The sequence below is a fragment of the Pseudomonas sp. MDT1-85 genome (genome assembly GCF_054898065.1).
The window spans coordinates 2,873,430-2,894,589 of sequence record NZ_CM142715.1; the positions used below are offsets into that span (position 1 = coordinate 2,873,430).

Genomic DNA, 21,160 nt, shown 5'->3' on the forward strand with positions numbered 1-21,160 from the left:
GTACACCCGTGATCGCGCGGATGTATGCACTATCGCAAACGCCGGCGGTCGTAATCTTCACAGGGCAGCGCGTAACGGCGCCGCCGCAATCGTGGAGATCCAATGAGCCAGGACGTCCTGACTACCGAAACCAATCGCCGCCAGTTGCAGCAGATCATTGCCGGGCTGTCCGATGGGGTGATTCTGCTGGAGCTTGACCAGACGATCCTCTGGGCCAATGACGCCGCGCTGACCATGCACGGGGTCAGTCGGATCGGTGAGCTGGGCGCCAATGCCGAGGAGTACGCGAAGCGGTTTGCCTTGCGCTATCGCAACCATCACCCGGTAGCGACCGAGCATTATCCAATCAGGCGCGTCGCCCGCGGCGAGATATTCAGTGATGTTCTGGTTGAATTGACGCCAGTCGAAAACGACGAGCGCACCTGGGTTCATAGCGTGCGCAGCATGGTGCTGGCGGATCGGGCCGGCGAGCCGGAGTCGTTGGTGCTGATCATGAACGACGTCACCGAATGGGCCAGTGCCGAGCAGCGTTTCGAAAAGACCTTCAATGCCAACCCGGCCCCGGCGGTGATCTGTCGCCTCAGCGATTTGCGCTACATCAAGGTCAATCAGGGCTTCCTGGAAATGACCGGCTATGCCCGTGATCAGGTGATCGGCGCTTCGACCTATGAGCTGGATGTGCTGGAGCGCGCTGAAAACAAGGACCTGGCCAAGCAGCGTTTACGTGACGGGGCAACCATTCCGCAGATGCAGGCCGAGCTGCAATTGCCCGACGGTAGCAGCAAACAGGTGATCGTTGCCGGGCAGCCGCTTGAACTCAACGACGAAGATTGCATGCTGTTTTCCTTCGTCGACATGGAGTTGCGGCACAAGGCCGAAATTGCCCTGCGCCAGAGCGAGGAACGGTTCGCCAAAGCCTTTCGTCTCACGCCGGTGCCAATCCTGGTGTGCAGCGCCGAGGATCAAGTGGTAATGGACTTCAACGAAGCCTTTCTCGATACCCTCGCGTCCCCCAGTGAAGAGGTGCTCGGCAAGACCGTGGCGCAACTCGGCTTCATCGATGATGCGGGCATTCGCACGCGATTGTTTGCGGCCCTGGAGAAAACCGGGAGCGTGGATCGCGTCGATGTCAGGGTGCGCCGCAAGGATGCCGGGCTGATCGATTGCGCCGTCTCGGCGGACACCGTGAACATTCAGGACGGCACTTGTTATCTGCTGGTGTTGATGGACATCACGGAACGCAAACGCACCGAGCTGGAATTGGTGTCGGCGATTGAAGAAGTGATGAAAGATGCCTCGTGGTTCAGTCGCACGCTGATCGAAAAACTGGCCAATGTGAAGAACGTCAATTCGCCGCAATTGCCCAGTGTGTCGTTCACCGAACTGACCGCCCGGGAACGCGATGTGCTCGGCCTGATTTGTGAAGGCCTCGCCGACAAGGAAATCGCTGCGCGCCTGAAACTGGCGCCAAATACCGTGCGCAATCATGTCTCGACGGTGTATTCAAAACTCGATGTGCACAGCCGCAGTGAGGCGATTGTATGGGCTCGCGAACGGGGTCTGTTCTCCAGTGAGAGTCGGCCCAAGGGGCAATGTTAAGGTGCAAATGCACTAGATGGGGTGGTGCAATTTGATGTTTTGCTGAAGGGCTGGTTTTTCTAGGCTGTAAGGCTCGATACGTGGCTTCGGGTCGGTATCGGGTCCTCTTCGATGCAGCTAAAGGAACAGCCACATGAGTGCGAACAGATCAAGCGTGGGGTCGATTTTGCGTCGTCGCCAAGGTGAATCGGGATGATTTATCTGACGCAATTACGTATGCAATTGGAGCTCAGCTTTTCGCCATTGGCCTGTGAGTGTGCACTTGCGGGGGATAATTCGTTGACGGTGAAGCTTTATCACGCGGCGACGGGGCAGGTGGATCTGGTGGTCAGTGGGTTGAGCATGACAATGCTCAGGACGCCAGAGGCGGTGGCGGCGTTGATTGAAGAGTTGCGATATGAGCTTGAGAGTAGTGGCCTGCATCGGTCCGCTGCTTCATAGGCGCTGGCTTGCAGCAACGGCGTCCTGTCTCTCGCAGATGTACCCTAATGAAATGGCTACCCCGTGATTGTGCGGTGTACGCAATCCCTGAGCTGCCGCAGGCTGCGATCTTTTGATCTTGTCGTGGCCAACGACGCCGAAGATCAAAAGATCGCAGGCTTCGCCAGCTCCTACATTGACCGCGTACTCCCGTGATTTTGGCTGTACGCAACCGGTCCGTGGATTTTGTGCGGATGTTTTGTTGTCACACATAGGTGTCGATCACTTATCGCGGGTCAGCCTATGAACAGTTTTGGAATGCATATTTTTTCGCCGCTGTCGCTCGTACTCTGCGCGGCGATTCTGGGTGGTTGTGCGAGTCCGCCGCCTCCACCACCGGCTGCGCCGCCACCGGCACCGGTTCGTACTTGTCAGACCTCCGATAACACCGATGTGCAGGGTGATATGAGGGTTGAAGGGCAGGTGACCCGGACCACGACCCTGACCCGTTGCGTCACTCAGTAAGCCTGCTCCGGTGTGATGGCGTGTACCGCCAGTGGCCCTCTGTGCGACTGGCGGGCGTGGCCCGAGCGGAGATTCAGACTTCTTCGATCCTGACCCACCGCGACTCCTGTGCCGCCAAACGGATCGCCGTCGCCAGGCGTTCGACTTCCCATGCCTGTTCGAAATCTGTCCCGTCCTGACCGAAGCCGGCCAGTGCCATCACCAACTCATGCACTTCCAGGGTCTTGAGTTCGTTGTAACCGAGCTGATGCCCCGGCGCCGGGCTGAAGGCGGCATAACCCGGTAAGTCCGGTCCGGCTAGCAGCCGTTGGAAACCGCCTTGCCCTGCGCGATACATCCGCAGTTCATTCAAGCGTTCCTGATCGAACGCCAGGGTGCCCCGAGTGCCGCTGATTTCAAAACTCAGGTGATTCTTGTAGCCGTGCTTGAGCCAACTGCTGCTGAACGTGCCTCGCGCGCCGTTGGCGAACCGCAGCAACGCGTGGACCTGGTCGTCGACCGCGACCTCGCGTCGTTCCTGACCACCCAACGTAACTGGGCGTTGCGCATGAACGGTTTGGGTATCCGCGCACACCGCCTCGATATCGCCCAGCAGATGATGAGCCATGGCCAGCAAGTGGCTGCCCAAGTCCGCCAAGGCACCGCCGGCGTAATCGGCATCGCAACGCCAGGACCAGGGTGAAACGGGGTCGGCCATGAAGTCTTCGCTGAATTCGCCCTGGAAACTGATGATCTGCCCCAGCGCTCCGTTTTGAATCAAATCCCGAGCGAGGCCGATGATTGGGTTGTGTTGATAGTTGTAACCGACCCGCGTCACCACGCCCGCTGCTTTGGCGGCCAGACGCATGGCACTGGCCTGTTCGAGGCTAACGGCCAGCGGCTTTTCGCAGTACACCGGTTTACCGGCGGCGAGAGCGGCCATGGCCATGGGGCAGTGCAAATGGTTGGGGGTGGTGATGGCGATAAGATTGACCTTGGGGTCATCGATCAGCTGTTGCCAATCACTGTGGGCTGTTTCGAAACCCCAGGCATCGGCGCAGGTTCGGGCGCGCAACGGGTCGGCATCGGCCAGGGCCGCGAGTTTGAGCTTCAGGGGCAGTTCGAAGACCGCGCTGACGTTACGAAACGCCAAGGCATGGGCGCGACCCATGAAGCCTGTGCCGATGAGTCCGATACCGAGTTCGCGCATAGCCGGGGTCCTTCTGGTTTTTTGTTTTCAGGAACGCTATTTATGGAATAAATATTCTTAATATGCAACTTGTGGAATAAATATTCTTTGTGTCGCGGATCCCCCGTGGGAGCTGCCGCAGGCTGCGATCTTTTGATCTCTAGCAATTCAACTGACGCCGAAGATCAAAAGATCGCAGGCTTCGCCAGCTCCTACACCGACCGCGTACATGCGTGATTTGCGCTGTACGCAACTCCTGCGTCGGGATCGCGTTCCGGCAGAAATAAAGAAGGCAGCCCGGAGGCTGCCTTTGGTTTATTTGCAGAACCGGATCAGGACAAGAACCCCCCATCCACATTCAACGAAACCCCGGTTGTGTAGCTCGACGCATCACTCGCCAGGTACAACACCGCACCGGCCATTTCACTCGGATCCGCTACACGCTTTAGCGGAATCTGCTGCAACGCGGTTTTCAGGATGGCGTCGTTCTTCACCAGCGCCGAAGCAAACTTGGTGTCGGTCAGACCCGGCAGCAGGGCGTTGCAACGGATGCCGAATTGCGCACATTCCTTGGCGAAGACTTTGGTCATGTTGATCACCGCTGCCTTGGTCACCGAGTAGATGCCCTGGAAGATCCCCGGCGAAATACCATTGATCGAGGCGACGTTGATGATGCTGCCGCCGCCGTTGTCGCGCATCAGCTTGCCGGCTTCCACCGACATGAAGAAGTAGCCGCGAATGTTCACGTCGACGGTTTTCTGGAAGGCGCTGAGGTCGGTGTCCAGTACGTTACAGAACTGCGGGTTGGTCGCGGCGTTGTTGACCAGAATATCCAGGCGCCCGAACTGTTCGCGGATGCCGGCGAAGACTTGGGTGATCTGTTCCATTTCGCCGATGTGGCAGGCGATGGCGGTGGCTTTGCCGCCAGCGGCGATGATTGCGTCGGCAACGTGCTGGCAGCCATCGAGTTTGCGGCTCGAAACGATGACGTGGGCACCTTGCTGCGCCAGCAGTTTGGCGATGGCTTCACCGATGCCGCGGCTGGCGCCGGAGACGAAAGCGATCTTGCCGTCGAGGTCGAACAACTGGGTCTTGGACATGATTTTTCCTTGTTTTTGGGCCCGGTCAGCGGCCGTGATCAGAGGCTGGATTTCGAGATGACTTGCAGGCTCATCTGCTCCAGCAGTTTGTTCATGTGAATGAACTGCGCGAAGCGTTTGTCCTGGGTCTGACCATGGAAGAAGCGGTAGTAGATCTGCTGCACGATGCCGGCCAGACGGAACAGGCCGTAGGTGTAGTAGAAGTCGAAATTGTCGATCTGGATACCGGCGCGCTCGGCGTAGTAATCGACGAACTCACGGCGGGTCAGCATGCCGGGGGCGTGGCTTGGCTGGCGGCGCATCAATTGCACCGGCGCCGGGTCGTCGGCTTCGATCCAGTAGGCGAGAGTGTTGCCCAGGTCCATCAGCGGGTCGCCGAGGGTAGTCAGTTCCCAATCCAGCACGCCGATGATCTGCATCGGGTTCTCGGGGTCGAGGATGACGTTGTCGAAGCGGTAATCGTTATGGACGATGCTCGACGTCGGGTGATCGGCCGGCATCTTGTCGTTGAGCCAGGCCTTCACCGCTTCCCAACTCGGCGCATCCGGGGTCAGGGCTTTTTCGTAGCGATCGCTCCAGCCTTTGATTTGCCGCGCGACATAACCTTCGGGTTTGCCGAGGTCGCCCAAGCCGTAGGCCTTGTAGTCGACCTGGTGCAGTTCCACGAACTTGTCGATGAAGCTTTTGCACAGGGCTTCGGTCTTCGCTGAATCAAGGCCCAGTTCCGGCGGCAGTTCGGCGCGCAGGATGATGCCCTTGACCCGTTCCATCACATAGAACTCGGCGCCTATCACCGACTCGTCGGTGCAGTGCACGTAGGCTTTGGGGCAATAAGGAAAACCGCCCCGCAGCTGATTGAGGATGCGAAATTCGCGGCCCATGTCGTGGGCGGACTTGGCCTTGTGACCGAATGGAGGCCGACGCAGGACGAATTCCTGTTCGGGGTATTCCAGCAGGTAAGTCAGGTTCGACGCACCGCCCGGAAACTGGCTGATTTTCGGCAAGCCGCTCAGTCCCGAAATGTGCGCCTTGAGGTACGGATCGATCAGGCTGGCATCGAGTTCTTCGCCGGAGCGGATACGGGTGGACTGGTCAGTAAGCGCCATGCTTATCCCTTCTGCTTATTTTGGAGGCCAGACATCATTGGCTAATCTAATGGTGCGCCGGTGTGGCGACAAGCGCGGCACGGTCTTATAGGTTAGCGTGTTGCCGGATAATCAGCGTTCCTGATGTGCGCGAACAGGCTCGGCGGACTATGGTTCAGAGGAGCGCTGCCTCCAGGAAGGACATTCGATATGGGCTGCCCGCAAGTTTGCTCCACCGCGACCCTGCAATGCAGTTTCGGCGCGGCACCAGCAGTTCTTAACGTGCTGCCGGTGAACCGCACGCTGACCGGGGGTATGCCGGCGGCGAACATCATGGATCACATTCCGCTGGTGAACGTCATGCCGTTCGGCACGTGCATGAGCATGGCCAACCCGATGGTCGCGGCCGCCACCGCTGCCGCGCTTGGCGTACTGACGCCGATGCCGTGCATCCCGGCCACCGCCACCGCGTGGATCCCCGGCGGCGCGCCGACCCTGCTGCTGGGCGGAATGCCGGCCATCGATGCCAACAGCACCCTGATGTGCAACTGGGCAGGGGTGATCAAGATCGTGATGCCGGGACAAATGCAAATGCTGATTCCCTGAATGCACACGATCAAAACTGTGGGAGCGGGCTTGCTCGCGAAGACGGCGTGTCAGGCGACATCGATGTTGAATGTGCCGGCCTCTTCGCGGGCAAGCCTCGCTCCTACAGGGTTTGGCGTTCCCGATGGCATACGCTAATCCCGTAGGAGCGAGGCTTGCCCGCGAAAGCGGTGGATCATTCACCGCAGCAGGCTCAGGCCTCAGCAGGATCCGTCCACTGCCGAAACCACCAGCGCACCCTCGAAATCGGCTTGCCCTCGGCATCCAGCGGTCGCCCATCGCTGGCGAAGCCCTGTTCCGGTTCGAGCAACTGACCATTGAGATATCGAGCCTCGACGGCAGTTTTACCGTTGGGGTGAAAGCGCTGATAGCGCCCGTCGCGCACGCCATCGCGGTAGAACTCGGCCTCCGCCAGTTGCCCGTCGGGAAAGTAGTTGAACGCCTCGCCATGCAGCAGCCCTCGGCGGTAGGTCGCCTTGCGCTGTAGCCAGCCTTGCGGCGCATAGAAACTGGCGATCCCTTGCAGCTTGTCACGAACAAACGGCAGCTGCGCCGAGACCTTGCCATTGGGGTGGTAAAGCAGGGTAGTGCCTTGTAGCTCGCCCTGGCTGTACTGCAAATCGGCTTGTGCGCGCCCGTCATCCTTGATCTGCAGCGCACCGTCAAGCTGGCCATCCAACAAGCGACCTTTGAGGTGTTTATCGTTCTGCTGCAGGTCCAGCGGCGTGATGGCCATGGGTTCTCCTTGTCAGTTGACCTGCACCAGACCACCCTTGATGGTCAGCATGCCGCCACCATCCACGGTCTGCGAAGCCGCGCCCTTGTTGGTCAGGCTGATCCCGGCATCGTTGGTCATTGTCGTGCCGGCCTTGTTTTCCAACGAGGTACCGGCCTGATTGCTCAGGGACGTACCGGCCTTTTGGCTGATCGAGGTGCTGGCCTCGGCCGCCAGATCGGCGCCGCTCTTGATTGCGAAACTGCCGCCGCTTTGCAGGGTCAGGGTGCCCGTCACTTTGATGGTCAGGTTGCCGTCCACTGTCAGGCTGTAATCACCGGTGACTTTGTGCGTGTAATTGCCACCGGTGCTGTGGGTCTGGTCAGCGCCCACGGTCACCGTACGACTGTCCTTCACATCGAGATTGTCGCTACCCGTCTGGATCGTCACGCTGCGTTTGCCTTTCTCCAGAGTCACGGTCTCGTCGCCTTCCTTCACCGTGCGCGTGCGGGCGTTCTGCACCGTGAGGGTTTCGTCGTGGCCGACGGTGGCGGTGGTGTCGTTGAGCACGTTGATCTTCAGATCCTTCTGCGCCTGCAGAAACACCTCTTCGGCGTCCTTCTTGTCCTCGAAGCGCAATTCGTTGAAACCGCCGCCGCCCTTCGACGATTGGGTCTTGATCCCGGACTGGGTCTGATTCGCCGGCAGCGCATAGGGCAGGGCGTTGTCGCCGTTGTAGACGCAACCGGTCACCAGCGGCCGATCCGGGTCGCCATCGATAAACGTCACGATGACTTCCTGGCCGATGCGCGGTACGAACTGCATGCCGAAACCCTTGCCGCTCCAGGGCAATACCACCCGAACCCAGCAGGAACTGGCTTCGTCGTTCTTGCCGTCGCGATCCCACGGGAACTGCAACTTGATCCGCCCGTATTCGTCGGTCCAGATTTCTTCGCCCGACTTGCCGACGACAATGGCGGTCTGGGTGTGCATTCGCGGCTTCGGTGTAATTCTCGCCGGGCGAAAAGGCGTGGCCTTGGGGATGGCTTCGAAGCGGTTGCGATAACTGTCATGGCTGGCTTCGTGAGTCACCGCCGTCACCACCCAATCGATATTCAACGTCGAATCATCGTGCCCTGCGAGAGTGAACCAGTGCCCCGGCACCAGCCAGCGGCAATCGCTCTCACCGACAAAGCGCTTCTCCTGACTGCGTAAACCGTCGACGCGCTGCTTGGTCAGCGCATCGCCCCGGGCCTTGGCGTTGTAACCGCCGGGGTGTTCATACATTGATCGTGGCCCGGCCACCGCTTCGGCCTGACCGTATAGCGAAGTGGTCGGGGTTGTGAACTCGTAATCCGTAGCCCGATAAACCCCGGCGACCGCTTGCACGCATACCTGTCCGGAGCGAATACCGTGCAGTTCGCGTTCGCCCAACTGCTGGCCGAGATAACTCACCTTTGGCCCGTTGGGGATGGGCACGAAGGCATCGTTACTGTCACCCAACACCAGTGTGTGCTTGCCGTCCTCGTGGGTAAAAAACCAGAAAATCCCTTCCTCTTCCAACAGACGCGAAACAAAGGCGAAATCGGTTTCGCCGTACTGCACGCAGTATTCGCGCGGGGTGTAACTGCCGCTGAGTGAGAGCTTGAAATCGGTGAAGGCGTGGGCCTTGAAAATCGTGGTGACGATGTCTGAGGTGCTGAGGTTCTGGAATACGCGGTTGTTGCTGGCCAGGGTCAGCCACCAGAGCCAGGGTCTGAGAACCACTTGATAGCGTTCGGCGGTGGCGTCGGCGGGGAGTTGGCGGATTTCGGCGACCAATGCATCGAGAGGGCGGGTTTGGGCGTCGTGGTGCAGGGTAGCGGTGAGGTGGGTGGCGACGGCGGTGGTCAGGGTAAGTGAGGCACCGTCGTTGAGACCGTTGAGGATTTGGGCGCCGAGAGTGTTGAGGGCTTCTTCACCGGATACGGACTCAGGATAAAGCGCCGACAGTGATGAGGCGGTGAGGGAGAGGGACGTGGTGCTGTCGGTGGTGCGCGGCATCTAGCGGCCTCGGTGAGGGTCGATTTTTACGAGTGACTAAAAATAAATATGTTCCCTTTTTTTCCATCAACTTGTTGCCAGTTGAACACCCGGCCAGGGAAGGAAACACAAGGATCAAGGCTCACCACCATCGAGCATGAACGCCTGGATCGATCCAGGGTAAAGCCCGCTGCGTATGGAAATAGGAGTAATCAATGCCCAGTTGCGTCAGTCTGCTCGCGCAGCTGGAGCAACAAGGTTTTGAAACGCCAATCTGGTTCTTGTCAAAAGGAAGCCCTTGGCTATGCAGGAAATTTACAAGTTGCATTTCAGCATGAAATGAAGTGTCTTCCGGGCCGCCATAAAATACCCAGGCAACCGTTGAAAAAAGAGAGTCAGGAACCGGAAGGTGAATTTCCTCCCCAGGAATTGCATATTCCCATTCAAGCTCCATGTTTACCAAGCTCGTTAAATAGTCTTGTAGCTCTGGGACTTGAGCGGTGAAGGTAGGTTTGGGGTTTTTGCTGGATGAACTGGAGTCGGAAAAATGTCGTGTTGTCAGCACATTATTTTGAGCCACATATAAGGTGCCTTTACTCAGCGCCACGGCCAGCGTTCGCTGTCCGATAAAGCCTTGTTCCCTATCCGTCGCAGCATAGTTAGCAGAGTGAGCCACTGCCATGATGAATCGGGCGATGCGATCCAATGGGTTCAACTCGTCGTAAACGACTGCGGTGTACACGACGTTTGAACTAGACGCACTGCTATCGTCGGGAACATTTTTTTTTGCGACGGCATCTTTTGGCATGTTCGGCTCCTCAATGATTCAGATGTTTTAACAAAGTAACAAAGGCGACAGATCTATTTTCTGCGTACCTGGACCACCCACGGCGCTTGATCAATAAACCTGTCTCCTTTGCTGTTTCAATCAGCCCAATTGTCCAAGCACATTGATGAGTCTCAGACTCGCTCCAGCCGCCTGGAATAACCGAAAATCCGGATTTCCCAAATGTGCTCTTACGTCGTTGAACGCATCATTGAACGGTGCCGTCTGTGCGGGACCCTGCAGCACAACCTGAATGCCATTGGCGTAAGTAAGGCCGGTGACATCGTTCCAGCCAAAAGGGTTTGCACCGCCGTTCTGGGTGATCCAGTCCTGGAGGTTGTTAAAGTAGGCTGTAAAGGCTGGCACCATGGGGCCCTGATTTTGCAGGGTGGAATCCGCCCATACCTGCAGATCATTACGGCTGTTATTGATCTGCGCAGCCAGTTGTACGGTTGTAAATGCCATATAAACACTCCTTGTTCACTACATTGGTTTGCATTGCTCTAAGAACGGGGCGGGTTGCAGCCTGTATTCACTCCAACACCCACTCCGCCAACTTCCCAGTCACTTGGGTCATCAATACGTTTTCTACATCCCTTGCACCGGCAGCGCTGCACTTGGCCAACACCGCCTGCACAATCCCGGCATCAAACTCAAACTGCTTCCCGGTCGCGGCTTTGTAGCGGCCACGCAATTTCTCCAACTTAGCCAAGACAATCCCTTCCAGCGTCGCCTCATCCAGCGGCCGATACGCCACCACCGTCATGCGCGCCAGAAACGCTGGTCGAAACGCTTTCAGCAGCACTTTGTGCAACGCTTCGTTGAAGGCATCGCTGCCCAGTTGTGGGGCTGGTGTGTCGAGCAGTAATTCAGCACCGACGTTACTGGTCGCCAACATCACGGTATTTTTGAAATCCACCACCAACCCGGTCCCATCCTCCATCACGCCTTTGTCGAAGACGTTGTAAAAGGCTTCGAGCACATCCGGGTGGGCTTTTTCGATTTCGTCGAGCAGCACCACTGAATAGGGTTTGCGCCGCACCGCTTCGGTGAGTACGCCACCGCTGCCGTAACCGACGTAGCCGGGCGGGGCGCCTTTGAGTTGGCTGACGGTGTGGGCTTCCTGGTATTCCGAAAGGTTGATGCTGATCAGGTTGCGTTCGCCGCCATAGAGCGCATCGGCCAACGCATAAGCGGTTTCGGTTTTGCCCACGCCCGTGGGGCCGACCAGCAGGAATACGCCGACCGGTTTCTGGGGGTCGGTGAGGCCGGCGCGGTAGGCTTGCAGGCGTTGGGCGATGGTGTTCAGCGCGGTGCTTTGGCCCATGACCCGCTGGCCCATGCGCTGGCCGAGGGTGCGTACGGCGTGGGCTTCGTCGGCGAGCATCTTGCCTACCGGAATGCCGGTCCAGCCAGCGATCACGGCGGCCACGGTTTTTGCGTCGACCTGTTCCGGCACCAGCGGATCGTCCTGGCGAATGGCGTCCAGACCGGCCTCGAGTCGAACCAATTCGGCGGCCAGATGATCGATGCGGCTGTCGGTGGCTTCGTCCGGTTTGTCGTTGTCGGCGCGTTCGCTCAAGGTGAGTAACTCGCGGCGGGTTTCCAGCAATTCGCGCACGGCAATCCGCTCTTCGTTCCAGCGGATTTCCAGGTCGCGAATGGCTTGCACATTACCGACGGATTCGGTTTCCAGCAGGGTGATGCGTTCACGGTGATCGAGCCCGGTGGCTTGTTCGCGACGCAGGCGTTCGACTTCGTCTTTGAGGCTTTGCTGGCGATGGCGCAGGCTTTCCAGCGGTGGCGGCACGTCGTGCTGGCCGAGGGCGACCCGGGCACAAGCGGTGTCGAGCACACTGATGGCTTTGTCCGGCAACTGGCGCCCGGAGATGTAGCGATGGGACAGTTTTACCGCTTCGTGAATCGCCGCGTCGAGCACTTGCACGCCATGGTGCTGTTCCAGCTTCGCGGCGACGCCACGGAGCATTTCCACGGCAGTGGTTTCGTCTGGTTCCTCCACTTGCACCAGTTGAAAACGCCTCGCCAGTGCCGGGTCTTTCTCGAAGTATTTTTTGTACTCAAGCCAGGTGGTCGCAGCGAGGGTGCGCAACTCGCCACGGGCCAGCGCCGGTTTGAGCAGATTGGCCGCGTCGCTGCCGCCTTCCGCACCTCCGGCGCCGATCAGGGTGTGGGCTTCGTCGATGAATAGAATGATTGGCTTGTCGGCGCTGCGTACCGCGTCGATCACACCTTTGAGCCGCTGCTCGAACTCGCCTTTGACCCCAGCACCGGCCTGCAACAGGCCGAGGTCGAGCACCCGCAGGCTGACTTCCTGCAGCGACGGCGGTACATCACCGGCGGCAATGCGCAGGGCCAGGCCTTCGACCACTGCCGTCTTGCCCACGCCCGGCGCGCCGACCAGGATCGGGTTGTTCTGCCGACGCCTGAGCAGGATGTCGATGCACTGGCGAATCTCGCCATCGCGGCCGACGATGGGGTCGATGCGCCCGGCGTGGGCGTCGGCGGTCAGGTCCTGGGTGAACTGATCGAGCACCGAATCCTGTTTCGGCTGCGGATTGCCGGCATTGACAGGTCGTGCGCCGCCGACGTGTTCGCGAGAGTTTTCAGTCCACTCCAGCAGGTTGCTGCGCAATGCTTCCCGCGGAATTTTCAACAGCGACGAGGCGCTATTGAGCAGCAGGCTGCGGCGTTCATCGCGGTCGAGCAAGGCCAGCAGCAGCAAGCCGGAACGGATGCTGTCGAGTCCGAGCACGCTGGCCTGAACCACCGCGTCTTCGAGCAGGCCGATGGTTTGCGCCGAGAGCGCCGGGGTGCGGGTGCTGCCGGATTTGAACAGTTCCAGCGCCTTGTTGATTTCCGCCGTCAGGGCATCGCGCTCCAGGCCGAAGCGCGGCAGCAGCCAGGCGAAGTCACCGCCCTCTATGTCCAGCAGCTCAAGCAGCAGGTGTTCGATTTCGACGTAATGATGACCCCGTTGCAGGCAACGTTGCGCGGCCCGTTCGAGGGCTCGACGATTGTCCGGGTTGAGGCGTCCGATCAGGCTGGCCAGTTCCATGTTCAGGTGATCTCCAGCTGACGAAGGCGGGTTTCGATCTGTTGCACGGCGAGGCTGGTCTGACGTTGCAGGCCACCGTTCCAACTGAGCAAAGGCGGAGCCTGGCGACCGAGTTTTATCGGGCTGGCACCGCGTACCAACAGCACCAGGGTGCAATCCAGATCGGGGCCGAAATACAGCGCGCTTAGGCTGGCCAGCGCCGGATGGGATTCACCGTTCGGCAGAAATCGCGCTGCCTGCGCCGAAGTCAGCGGGCCAAGGGTCAGGCGATAGCCTGCGTGTTCATCCCAGACTCGGGTACCGGCTACGGCGCTGCGGCCCAGTTGCAGATTGCGGCCTCCCGGTTGCAGGCGACTGCGACTGGCAGGCGGAATTTCCCGCCAGGCACCTTCGTAGGCGCTGAGCGCGACTGGCAGTTCGAAGTGCTCGCGCACGATCGCGGCGAAGCCGGCGAGGGAGCGACGACCGTCGGCAAACAGCGCGCTGCACGCCAGCACGGCGGAATCGGGAACGGCCTGACGTTCCTGCAAGGCTTTGGGCAACAACCCGGTCAGCGCGCGAAGTTGCGCCTGCACCGGGGACGCGCCGGGGGCTGTGAAGCCGACGGCAATCCGGTGTTTGCGCATCACCTTGTACAACAGGCTGAGCAAGCGATGCTGGAACAGGTCGAGGAACTCGGCCGGTGCATGATCCTTGGCGCGGGCCCGTTGTTGCAGCCATTCCTGATAGGCGTAGGGCAGGGGACCGTCGGGCCCGCCGAGGCCAAAAACCGGGGTACTGAGTGTCGGTTGCTGACCGGGTTCCTGGGTCAGGCTTTCGATTTCGCTGGCGGAAAAAAGCGGCGTCAACGGCCCGCGCAGACGAAGGGCTTCCGCTTGAGGCGCGGTGCCGCTGCCCAGGGATTCGGCTTGCGGATGTTCGCGTTCCAGCAGCAGCAATGCCTGCAATAATTCGAACGCCTGCGGGTCGCGCCGCAGCTTCTGGCTCAGGCTCAGAGGGAGAGCGGCATGCCGGCTTGGGGTTGCCATGTCTTGACCTCCTTGTCTGACTGGACCAGGGCCGTGCGCACGAAGCGATTGGCGGTGGCATAGAGTGAAAAGAATTGCGCCAGCACCGCTGAAAACAACACGGCGCTGCTGCCGACGAAATGCTGCGGATCGAGTTGCAGCTGAACTTCCAGCCCATTGCGCCAGCCGCGCCACGCGTCTTCGCCGACATGGGCGATCACCCGTTCGCAGCCAAGGCCGAGTAAGCCTTCGATCTGCCGCAAGGCGCTGGCCTCGTCGCGCAGGTTGTGCAACTGGAGGATTTCCTTGAGGGCATCCAGCGCCTGCGGCCCCTCGACCAGCGACAAATGATTGAGGGTCAGTTGCGACACCAGCCGCCAACGGGATTCTCCGTCCAGTCGCGGCAAACTCTGCGGGCTGGGTGGGTTGCGCAGGCGGGCCCAGGCCACCGGCCCCGGTCGTTCGAAACCCAGTGGCGTTCCGGCCGGCAGGCTCTGGGCCAAGTGTCGATTGGTACACAGCAGTTCGGCGGTGAGGCTGTATTCGGTGGCCTCGGACAATGGATCGAGTCGGGTGTCCACCAGGCTCACCATCAGGTCGGTGCCCAGACGATTCGGGGTCATGCCGCTGACCCGTCGCGCGTGCCAGTAGCATTGCTTTTCACCGCCGATATGCTGGCTGCCGTAATAGGCGGGAACGCGCAGCACACCCTGACTGGAACTGGCGCGCATCGCCCGGATGCTGTGGATCTCGACGCTGTTTTCCCGATGACTGTCGGCCACGAGGCGATACTCGCTGCGGGTGCCGTCCGGGCGCAGGGGCTCCGAGGTTCGTGGAAACAGGTTGATCACCGGTGCACAGCCCAAGGCGAAGTCGCTGGCCTGAAGGTGTAGACGGTTGGCCGGGGCGCGGTCGAAGACGATGTACAGGTACAGCGTCTGGCTGTCGCTGGTGGCACCGGCCAACGGAATATCGAAGAAATTGAATTTGTCCGGGAAGGCGAAATACTCGGCGAGCAGGCGCATGCCCGGATGCACACCGTCCTCGTCCGGCAACAGCACTTCGTCGCTGGCAAAACCGACGATGTCTGGCAACCCCGCCAGCACTTTCGGCACGCTGCCGACGGGTCCGGCCAGCACCTTTACGGCATGGGCACCGATCAGGTCATACAGGCAGGCGTTGATCACCGGGGAGGCGGCCAAGTGCACGCGCAACTGTTTGATCGCCAACTCCGACCACTGACTTTCACCGAGGCAACGCAGACTCAGGCGCAGGGCCGAGCGCGCTTGCGCAACACCGGTCAGCGCCTGGGCTTCGTCGCTGCCCAGCAGCAGTGCTTCGTTGATTTCTATCGGCCATAAGCGAACCGCGGCGCTGGTGCGGAAATGGATGCTTTCGCCTTTGCTGGTGGTGACGAACAGCGGCGTGTCCCTGGGCAGCGGGTAACCGCCGGCGAGGTTGCCTTTGCTCGGGTCCGGCTCGAACTGCACGATTGCACAGGACGGCAACGGCCGCATGGCCAACGGGTAAAGCTGTTCGAGCAAGGCATCGCTGAATTCGGCGTAGTCGTCATCGAGCCGCCGTTGCAGGCGTGCCGCGAGCAAGGCGAAACCTTCGAGCAGTCGTTCGACATGCGGGTCGGGGCATTCACCGGGGGACAATTCCAGGCGTCTGGCGACCTTGGGGTAACGCTCGGCGAAAATGCTCCCGGCGTGCCGCAGCCAGGTCAGTTCGCGCTGGTAGTAATCGAGCAGTTGCGGGTCAATCGAGTCGCTCATGACGCACCTCAAGGCCATCGCTGACCTTCTCGATGACAAATGCCACGGGCCAGTGCTGCTGGCCGCTGCGCAACTCGCCCAGTAGCCGAATGCTCAGTTGCTGCGGATGGCCGAGGACCGGATTGACCTGAACCTCGCCCAGTCGCAGGCGCGGTTCGAAATGGGTGATGGCCTCGCGGACTTCCCGCGCCAACTGACGACGGTCATCGCTGCGCTGCTGTTGCAAGGCGGTCCAGTCAGCGATGCCGTAGTCGAGAATGCTCGGCGGAGAGGTCAGTGGACGTTGGCCGCGTCGGGTGTTGAACAGGCGCAGCAACTCCGTGTGCACCGAGTCGAGCAGCCCCTGGCGATCGAACACCTGCACGGTGTCGACCTCGCTTGCGGCGAGGCGCTCGAACAACGGTGGGAGCATGCCCGTGCCTGCCATGGCCGACGCGTCCGCTTACTTGGCTTTGATGAGTTTGTTGGCTGCCATGTCCCAGGTCGAGGCGGCCGTGCCTTCCTTGGTGCCGTCGTCTTTCTGGGCGGTGAGTTCCCACTTGATCTTGGTGAAGTTCAGCGACAGGGTTTCCACCGGTTTGCCACCGGTACCGCCACTGACGCTGACGTTGGACAGCACGACGTTGGTCAGGGTGTAGATGATGAACGGCATTAGCTGGCCACTGCCTTCGGCGGCGTTGCGGCCGATGGTGATTTTGGCTTCCGGGATTGGTTTGCCGGCGCAGCAATACTCGTTGAGAGAGGGCGTCGAGCTGTCGACGAATTTGGTCAGGGTGAACTCGCCGATGTGCGGCTTGCCGGAGGTACGCTCCGAGTTGCTGACGTCGTTGGTCACCTGCATCGCCACGTTGTGGCTGTAGGACATGACTTCGATCTTGTCCTTGTAACCCTCGAGCAGGCTATCGCCTTTGATGTCGCCGCCGAGGTCGAGAATGATTGCATCCATCGCATGAAACTCCTGAAAGTAATCGTGCTAGATAAGCAGGGAGGATCCCGCCGGGTTGGCCGGCGGGAGGCAGGTCAGGCGGCTACCGGTGGCGGCAGGGTCGCGACCAGGCGGATCGACGCGGTCAGCTCTTCAAGCTGGAAGTGTGGCCGCAGGAACACCGTGGCCTTGTAGGCACCCGGTTTGCCGGCGACTTCGGTCACATCCACCCGGGCTTCACGCAACGGGTACTGCGCCTTGATCTCTTGCGGCGCGTTGTCGTTGATCAGCACGTAGTCGGCGATCCAGTTGTTGAGGTAGGTCTGCACGTTGTCGCGGGTCATGAAGCTGCCGACCTTGTCGCGCATGATCACCTTCAGGTAGTGCGCGAAACGCGAGGCCGCGAGCACGTACGGCAACATTGCCGAAATCCGCGCGTTGGCGTTCGCCTCATTGGTGTTGTAGAGCTTGGACTTGTTGGTGGTCTGGCCACCGAAGAACACCGCCACGTCGCTGTTTTTCTTGTGGCAAAGGGCGATGAAACCGAGGTCGTTGAGCTCTTTCTCGCGACGGTCGGTGATCGCCACTTCGGTCGGGCATTTGAGCGACAGATCGCCAGAAGTTGTGCGGAAGGTATGGGCCGGCAATCCTTCTACTGCACCACCGCCTTCGGCACCGCGAATCGCTGCGCACCAGCCGTATTTGGCGAAGGCTTCGGTGATTCGTTGCGACAAGGCCCACGCAGCATTGCCCCACAAGTATTTGCCGTGGTCGCTGCCGTTGACGTCTTCGACGTAGTTAATGCCTTCCACTGGCGACGTGTCAGGGCCGTAGGGCAGACGCAGCAGGAAGTGCGGCAGCACCAGCGACACATAACGCGAATCTTCGCTTTCGCGGAACGAGCGCCACTTGATCAACTCCTGGCTTTCGAAGACTTTCGACAGGTCACGCGGCACGGCCAGTTCGGTGAAGCTGTTCATGTCGAACAGCCGGGGGCTGGCGGCAGCAATGAACGGTGCGTGAGCGGCCGCGGCAACGTTCGAGAGTTTCTCCAGCAGGCCGATGTCTTGCGGGTGCCGGCCGAAAGTGTAGTCACCTACCAGCAGGCTGAACGGGTGGCCGCCGAAGGTGCCGTATTCCTCTTCGTAGATCTTCTTGAACAGTGCGCTCTGGTCAAACTCGACGGCTTTTTCCAGATCGTTCTGCAGCTCTTTCTGGGTCACATTGAGCAGGCGCAGTTTCAGCCGGGAACTGGTTTCGGTGTTCTGCACCAACAGGTGCAGGCCGCGCCAGGAGGCTTCGAGTTTTTGCAGGTCCGGGTGGTGCAACACTTCATTGAGCTGAGCGCTGATCAGTTCGTCGATCTGGCTGATGCGGTCGTTGATCATCGCCACAGTGTCCTTGTCGATGGCCATGCCTTCGTCGAGTACCTGGGTGGCGAATTCCGCGAGCATGTCGCGGGCGTAATCCTGCTGGCTGTCGTCATGGGCCATGCGGCCTTTGGCGATTATTTCATCGAGCAGGGACAAGGTCTGGGCTGTACTGTCGCTGGCTTGGCTCTGCGCGGCGGATGAGGCGGGCATGGCGAATTCTCCCTAAGTGGATGAGCGATCAGGCTTGCGGTTCGGCCGGTACTTCTGCATCGCCTGCGGGGGCGGGAGCGGCGGCTTCCGGACGGGCCGACTTGATCTCTTGCAGTCCCTCGGTGTTGGCGATGACGTCGCGCAACAGCTTGTCCAGATCATCGTTGCCATCGAGCTTGGTCAGCAGATCGCGCAGACGCTGACGAGCTTCGAACAGACGCCGCAGCGGGGTCACTTGCTCAACCACCTTGACCGGGTCGAAGTCGTCGATGTGTTTGAAGTTGAGCTCGATGTTGAGTTTGCTGTCGTCGCCGCTGAGGGTGTTGGTGACCTGCAAGGTGGCGCGCGGGCCGATCGAGGCGAGCACTTCGTTGAAGTTGTCGCGGTCGATTTCGGTGAAGCGCCGTTCATTCAGTTTCGGGAGTGGCTCGAGAGGCTTGCCGGAGAGGTCGGCAAGAATACCGACAACCAACGGCAATTCTTTCTTCTCGATGGCGTTGCCGATTTCGACGTCGTAGGTGATTTGCACCCGGGGCGGGCGAACCCTGTCGAGCTTGTGCTGAGTACTTTCTGCCATGGTGGCTGACTCCGATGCATGAGGCGGGCGCAATGCATCGGGAGGCCCGTTTCATCGCATTCCCTTACTGGACCGTAGGTTAGAAAGGGAGGGCAGAGGACCTGTCATTCCTTTGACGAACCTTCCACATTCGTCGTGCCGACCGAACTACCCAAGACGCTAGAACAGGTCTATAAAAAAGCAAACAAAAAACGTTTTTGGACCGTGTCGAGAAAAGGAAAATTCATTTTGGACACACGTTTTTTTTCTGTGGTTCTCCTGTTGTCACTCGCCGGGTGTTCGCTGTTCGGGCCTCGTGTCGACCTCGATAACCTGACGCTGGACGTCGCGCCCCGCGCCAACGATGACACGCCGATCGCGGTGGACTTCATTGCGGTGAACGACGCGGACCTGCTCAAGCAGTTGTCGGGCATCACCGCCCGGCAGTGGTTCGCCGAACGCGAACAGTTCCAGCGCGACTACCGACAGCTGATGACGGTCTGGGGGCTGGAACTTGTACCCGGTCAATTCATCGACAAACAACCCTTCCCGCTGGGGGGCAAGCGGGCGGCTGGACTTTTAGTCTTCGCCAGCTATAACACTCCCGGAGCACACCGGTTACGGCTGGACGATCAGAGCAACGCCTGGCTCAAGTTCGACAGTCGCGAAATGACGCTGGTCAGCGATCACCCGAACTGAACACCTGTAGGAGCCAGGCTTGCCGGCGAAGGCGTCCTTAAGAGCGCCTTCGCCGGCAAGCCTGGCTCCTACGAAAAGCGGGCCAAGTGGTCCTTTTTTGCGCGGCGCCACCAGAGGTCGAAGGGAATCGTATGAGTCTGCTACCTGACGCGGTTTGCTGGCATGAGGGCATGCAGTTGTTGCCCCAGCATTTTCAGTTGCAAGGGCTGCGGGCCGAGGCGCTGGTGGCGCATTTTGCCCAGGCCTGTAATCCGTGGTTCTGGGGCGTGACTCGGGTCGAGTTCGATCCCTCGGCACTAAGCGCCGGGCTGGTACGACTGATCAATTTGCAGGCGACCTTGCCGGACGGTTTGCCGGTCAATCTGCAGGCCGGTGTGGGGCCGATGCTGGAGCTCGACGTCAGTGAAGCGATCGACGCCACGGACAATGCCACCGTCACCGTTTACCTGGCGATCAGTCCCCTGTGGCGCGCCGGGCAGTTGCTGCCGCTCAAGGGCCGATTGCAATCGGTGGTCGGCGATGCGCTGCCGGACCTCACGAGCGGCGAGTACCCCGAATCGATCACGGTCTGGCGTCCGAACCCGCGTTTGTGCACACAGTTGAACAAGGCGGACTCCGTCTGCCTGCCGCTGCTGAGAATTCGCAAGGAGGGCGGCGGCTTTCTTCAACTGCCTTACACACCGCCGACGCCGTGCCTGTTGCCCGAATCGGTTGTGGGTCGGCGCGTGGCGGGGCTGTGTGCCCGGGCGCGGGAGAAATGCATGTTCCTCGCGGGTCGTTTGCGCCAGGCGCAGCAGGCTGGCAATCAGGACGACGCGCTGGAAATTCGCCGCCAGTTGACGGCGCTCTGGGCGCGGCTGCCGGAAGTCGAAGGCCTGCTGAACAGTCGAGTGGCGACGCCTCAGGCGCTGTATGGTTTGCTGCTCGGGTTGGCCGGCGCCTGGTCGGCGCTCGATCCATTGGCCGGTGTTCCGGCGTTCGCTCCTTTGGATTTTCTAGAGTTGCAGCGCGGCTATGACGCGGTGCTCGACTGGCTTGAAAAGACCCTCGAACTGATCCGCGCCGGTTACCGCAGCCTGGCGTTCGAGCGCAGTGAGCAGGCCTTCTCGATTCAATTGCCCGACGATCAGCCGAGCCAACGGCTGGTCATCGGTTTGCGCATGCCCAACGGTGCCAGCGAACAGGCCGCGAGTGAATGGCTGCGCGGGGCGATCATCGCGTCGCAGCCGCACATCGCGCTGCTCAGTCGCCAGCGCATGAGCGGTTTGTCCCATCAGGCCATGAGTCGCAATGAACAAGTGGCCTACAGCGTCGGTGACGATACGCGGTTGTTTGTGGTGACGGCCGAAGGCCAATGGTTCGACGGGCAGTTGCCGTTGCTGATTGCCGCCCCGGCTTCCAGGCTGGCCAGCAGTCCATGGCAAGTGGTGTTGTTTGTCGCCCAGGCGGGTGAAAGTGCTTGATCAAGGA

Annotated in this window: 19 protein-coding genes; 5 read left to right on the forward strand and 14 right to left on the reverse strand. The window is 60.1% G+C overall.

Annotated features, from left to right (window positions below; all coding sequences use genetic code 11):
- The first annotated feature begins 102 nt into the window (after positions 1-102).
- Both ACYZT2_RS13050 and ACYZT2_RS13055 read left to right on the forward strand, forming a co-directional pair.
- Positions 103-1,599: a helix-turn-helix transcriptional regulator gene (locus ACYZT2_RS13050; RefSeq protein ID WP_461972672.1), complete on the forward strand. Its 1,497-nt coding sequence runs from the start codon at positions 103-105 to the stop codon at positions 1,597-1,599.
- A gap of 192 nt (positions 1,600-1,791) precedes the next feature.
- Positions 1,792-2,040: a DUF1652 domain-containing protein gene (locus tag ACYZT2_RS13055; protein ID WP_461972674.1), complete on the forward strand. Its 249-nt coding sequence runs from the start codon at positions 1,792-1,794 to the stop codon at positions 2,038-2,040.
- Positions 2,041-2,617: 577 nt separating this feature from the next.
- Here the strand turns inward: ACYZT2_RS13055 and ACYZT2_RS13060 are convergent.
- From ACYZT2_RS13060 to ACYZT2_RS13070, 3 genes are all read right to left on the reverse strand, one after another.
- Positions 2,618-3,733: a Gfo/Idh/MocA family protein gene (locus ACYZT2_RS13060; RefSeq protein WP_461972676.1), complete on the reverse strand. Its 1,116-nt coding sequence runs from the start codon at positions 3,731-3,733 to the stop codon at positions 2,618-2,620.
- Between the two features lie 311 nt (positions 3,734-4,044).
- Entirely contained in the window at positions 4,045-4,812 is a 768-nt protein-coding gene (locus tag ACYZT2_RS13065; RefSeq protein WP_461972678.1) for an SDR family oxidoreductase, read from the reverse strand.
- Positions 4,813-4,850: 38 nt separating this feature from the next.
- Complete coding sequence (locus ACYZT2_RS13070; RefSeq protein WP_461972679.1) at positions 4,851-5,918, reverse strand: phosphotransferase family protein; 1,068 nt, start codon at positions 5,916-5,918, stop codon at positions 4,851-4,853.
- Between the two features lie 189 nt (positions 5,919-6,107).
- Between ACYZT2_RS13070 and ACYZT2_RS13075 the strand changes: the two genes are divergently transcribed.
- Positions 6,108-6,503, forward strand: coding sequence for a DUF4280 domain-containing protein (locus ACYZT2_RS13075; RefSeq protein WP_461972681.1), 396 nt, complete (start codon positions 6,108-6,110; stop codon positions 6,501-6,503).
- A gap of 193 nt (positions 6,504-6,696) precedes the next feature.
- Here ACYZT2_RS13075 and ACYZT2_RS13080 read toward each other — a convergent pair whose 3' ends face one another.
- The 11 genes from ACYZT2_RS13080 to tssB all read right to left on the reverse strand — a co-directional run bounded on the left by ACYZT2_RS13080 (position 6,697) and on the right by tssB (position 19,012).
- A complete protein-coding gene (locus tag ACYZT2_RS13080; RefSeq protein WP_461972683.1) occupies positions 6,697-7,239 on the reverse strand; it encodes a toxin-antitoxin system YwqK family antitoxin in 543 nt (180 codons plus the stop codon).
- A 12-nt stretch (positions 7,240-7,251) separates the two neighbouring features.
- Positions 7,252-9,261, reverse strand: coding sequence for a type VI secretion system Vgr family protein (locus tag ACYZT2_RS13085; protein WP_461972685.1), 2,010 nt, complete (start codon positions 9,259-9,261; stop codon positions 7,252-7,254).
- A 121-nt stretch (positions 9,262-9,382) separates the two neighbouring features.
- Positions 9,383-10,048, reverse strand: coding sequence for a hypothetical protein (locus tag ACYZT2_RS13090; RefSeq protein WP_461972686.1), 666 nt, complete (start codon positions 10,046-10,048; stop codon positions 9,383-9,385).
- A gap of 120 nt (positions 10,049-10,168) precedes the next feature.
- On the reverse strand, positions 10,169-10,531 hold the full coding sequence (locus ACYZT2_RS13095) for a hypothetical protein (protein WP_461972688.1): 363 nt from the start codon (positions 10,529-10,531) through the stop codon (positions 10,169-10,171).
- A gap of 67 nt (positions 10,532-10,598) precedes the next feature.
- Positions 10,599-13,142: a type VI secretion system ATPase TssH gene (gene tssH / locus ACYZT2_RS13100; protein WP_461972690.1), complete on the reverse strand. Its 2,544-nt coding sequence runs from the start codon at positions 13,140-13,142 to the stop codon at positions 10,599-10,601.
- 2 nt (positions 13,143-13,144) lie between these two features.
- Positions 13,145-14,170, reverse strand: coding sequence for a type VI secretion system baseplate subunit TssG (tssG, locus tag ACYZT2_RS13105; protein ID WP_461972692.1), 1,026 nt, complete (start codon positions 14,168-14,170; stop codon positions 13,145-13,147).
- Positions 14,134-15,927 carry a type VI secretion system baseplate subunit TssF gene (tssF, locus tag ACYZT2_RS13110; RefSeq protein WP_461972694.1) on the reverse strand — a complete coding sequence of 598 codons (1,794 nt, stop codon included), beginning with the start codon at positions 15,925-15,927 and terminating at the stop codon, positions 14,134-14,136. The genes tssG and tssF overlap by 37 nt, the downstream gene beginning before the upstream one ends.
- Complete coding sequence (tssE, locus tag ACYZT2_RS13115; RefSeq protein WP_461972696.1) at positions 15,911-16,354, reverse strand: type VI secretion system baseplate subunit TssE; 444 nt, start codon at positions 16,352-16,354, stop codon at positions 15,911-15,913. Before tssE ends, tssF begins: the two co-directional genes overlap by 17 nt.
- Positions 16,355-16,369: 15 nt before the next feature.
- Complete coding sequence (locus tag ACYZT2_RS13120; RefSeq protein ID WP_038984147.1) at positions 16,370-16,873, reverse strand: Hcp family type VI secretion system effector; 504 nt, start codon at positions 16,871-16,873, stop codon at positions 16,370-16,372.
- A 74-nt stretch (positions 16,874-16,947) separates the two neighbouring features.
- Complete coding sequence (tssC, locus tag ACYZT2_RS13125) at positions 16,948-18,435, reverse strand: type VI secretion system contractile sheath large subunit (RefSeq protein ID WP_123495146.1); 1,488 nt, start codon at positions 18,433-18,435, stop codon at positions 16,948-16,950.
- A 28-nt stretch (positions 18,436-18,463) separates the two neighbouring features.
- Complete coding sequence (gene tssB / locus ACYZT2_RS13130) at positions 18,464-19,012, reverse strand: type VI secretion system contractile sheath small subunit (RefSeq protein WP_320390854.1); 549 nt, start codon at positions 19,010-19,012, stop codon at positions 18,464-18,466.
- A 228-nt stretch (positions 19,013-19,240) separates the two neighbouring features.
- On the opposite strand from tssB, the gene ACYZT2_RS13135 reads away from it, so the two are divergent.
- Together ACYZT2_RS13135 and tssK are read left to right on the forward strand one after the other, a co-directional pair.
- Positions 19,241-19,690 (forward strand): type VI secretion protein, encoded by a 450-nt coding sequence (locus ACYZT2_RS13135; RefSeq protein WP_461972699.1) that lies wholly within the window; start codon positions 19,241-19,243, stop codon positions 19,688-19,690.
- Between the two features lie 131 nt (positions 19,691-19,821).
- Complete coding sequence (gene tssK, locus ACYZT2_RS13140) at positions 19,822-21,153, forward strand: type VI secretion system baseplate subunit TssK (RefSeq protein WP_461972701.1); 1,332 nt, start codon at positions 19,822-19,824, stop codon at positions 21,151-21,153.
- Positions 21,154-21,160: the final 7 nt, after the last annotated feature.

Excerpts from the sequence above, each read along its gene's own strand:
- ACYZT2_RS13050 (WP_461972672.1), top strand. The coding sequence starts at position 103 with ATGAGCCAGGACGTCCTGACTACCGAAACCAATCGCCGCCAGTTGCAG.
- ACYZT2_RS13055 (WP_461972674.1), top strand. The coding sequence starts at position 1,792 with ATGATTTATCTGACGCAATTACGTATGCAATTGGAGCTCAGCTTTTCG.
- ACYZT2_RS13060 (WP_461972676.1), bottom strand. The coding sequence starts at position 3,733 with ATGCGCGAACTCGGTATCGGACTCATCGGCACAGGCTTCATGGGTCGC.
- ACYZT2_RS13065 (WP_461972678.1), bottom strand. The coding sequence starts at position 4,812 with ATGTCCAAGACCCAGTTGTTCGACCTCGACGGCAAGATCGCTTTCGTC.
- ACYZT2_RS13070 (WP_461972679.1), bottom strand. The coding sequence starts at position 5,918 with ATGGCGCTTACTGACCAGTCCACCCGTATCCGCTCCGGCGAAGAACTC.
- ACYZT2_RS13075 (WP_461972681.1), top strand. The coding sequence starts at position 6,108 with ATGGGCTGCCCGCAAGTTTGCTCCACCGCGACCCTGCAATGCAGTTTC.
- ACYZT2_RS13080 (WP_461972683.1), bottom strand. The coding sequence starts at position 7,239 with ATGGCCATCACGCCGCTGGACCTGCAGCAGAACGATAAACACCTCAAA.
- ACYZT2_RS13085 (WP_461972685.1), bottom strand. The coding sequence starts at position 9,261 with ATGCCGCGCACCACCGACAGCACCACGTCCCTCTCCCTCACCGCCTCA.
- ACYZT2_RS13090 (WP_461972686.1), bottom strand. The coding sequence starts at position 10,048 with ATGCCAAAAGATGCCGTCGCAAAAAAAAATGTTCCCGACGATAGCAGT.
- ACYZT2_RS13095 (WP_461972688.1), bottom strand. The coding sequence starts at position 10,531 with ATGGCATTTACAACCGTACAACTGGCTGCGCAGATCAATAACAGCCGT.
- tssH (WP_461972690.1), bottom strand. The coding sequence starts at position 13,142 with ATGGAACTGGCCAGCCTGATCGGACGCCTCAACCCGGACAATCGTCGA.
- tssG (WP_461972692.1), bottom strand. The coding sequence starts at position 14,170 with ATGGCAACCCCAAGCCGGCATGCCGCTCTCCCTCTGAGCCTGAGCCAG.
- tssF (WP_461972694.1), bottom strand. The coding sequence starts at position 15,927 with ATGAGCGACTCGATTGACCCGCAACTGCTCGATTACTACCAGCGCGAA.
- tssE (WP_461972696.1), bottom strand. The coding sequence starts at position 16,354 with ATGGCAGGCACGGGCATGCTCCCACCGTTGTTCGAGCGCCTCGCCGCA.
- ACYZT2_RS13120 (WP_038984147.1), bottom strand. The coding sequence starts at position 16,873 with ATGGATGCAATCATTCTCGACCTCGGCGGCGACATCAAAGGCGATAGC.
- tssC (WP_123495146.1), bottom strand. The coding sequence starts at position 18,435 with ATGCCCGCCTCATCCGCCGCGCAGAGCCAAGCCAGCGACAGTACAGCC.
- tssB (WP_320390854.1), bottom strand. The coding sequence starts at position 19,012 with ATGGCAGAAAGTACTCAGCACAAGCTCGACAGGGTTCGCCCGCCCCGG.
- tssK (WP_461972701.1), top strand. The coding sequence starts at position 19,822 with ATGAGTCTGCTACCTGACGCGGTTTGCTGGCATGAGGGCATGCAGTTG.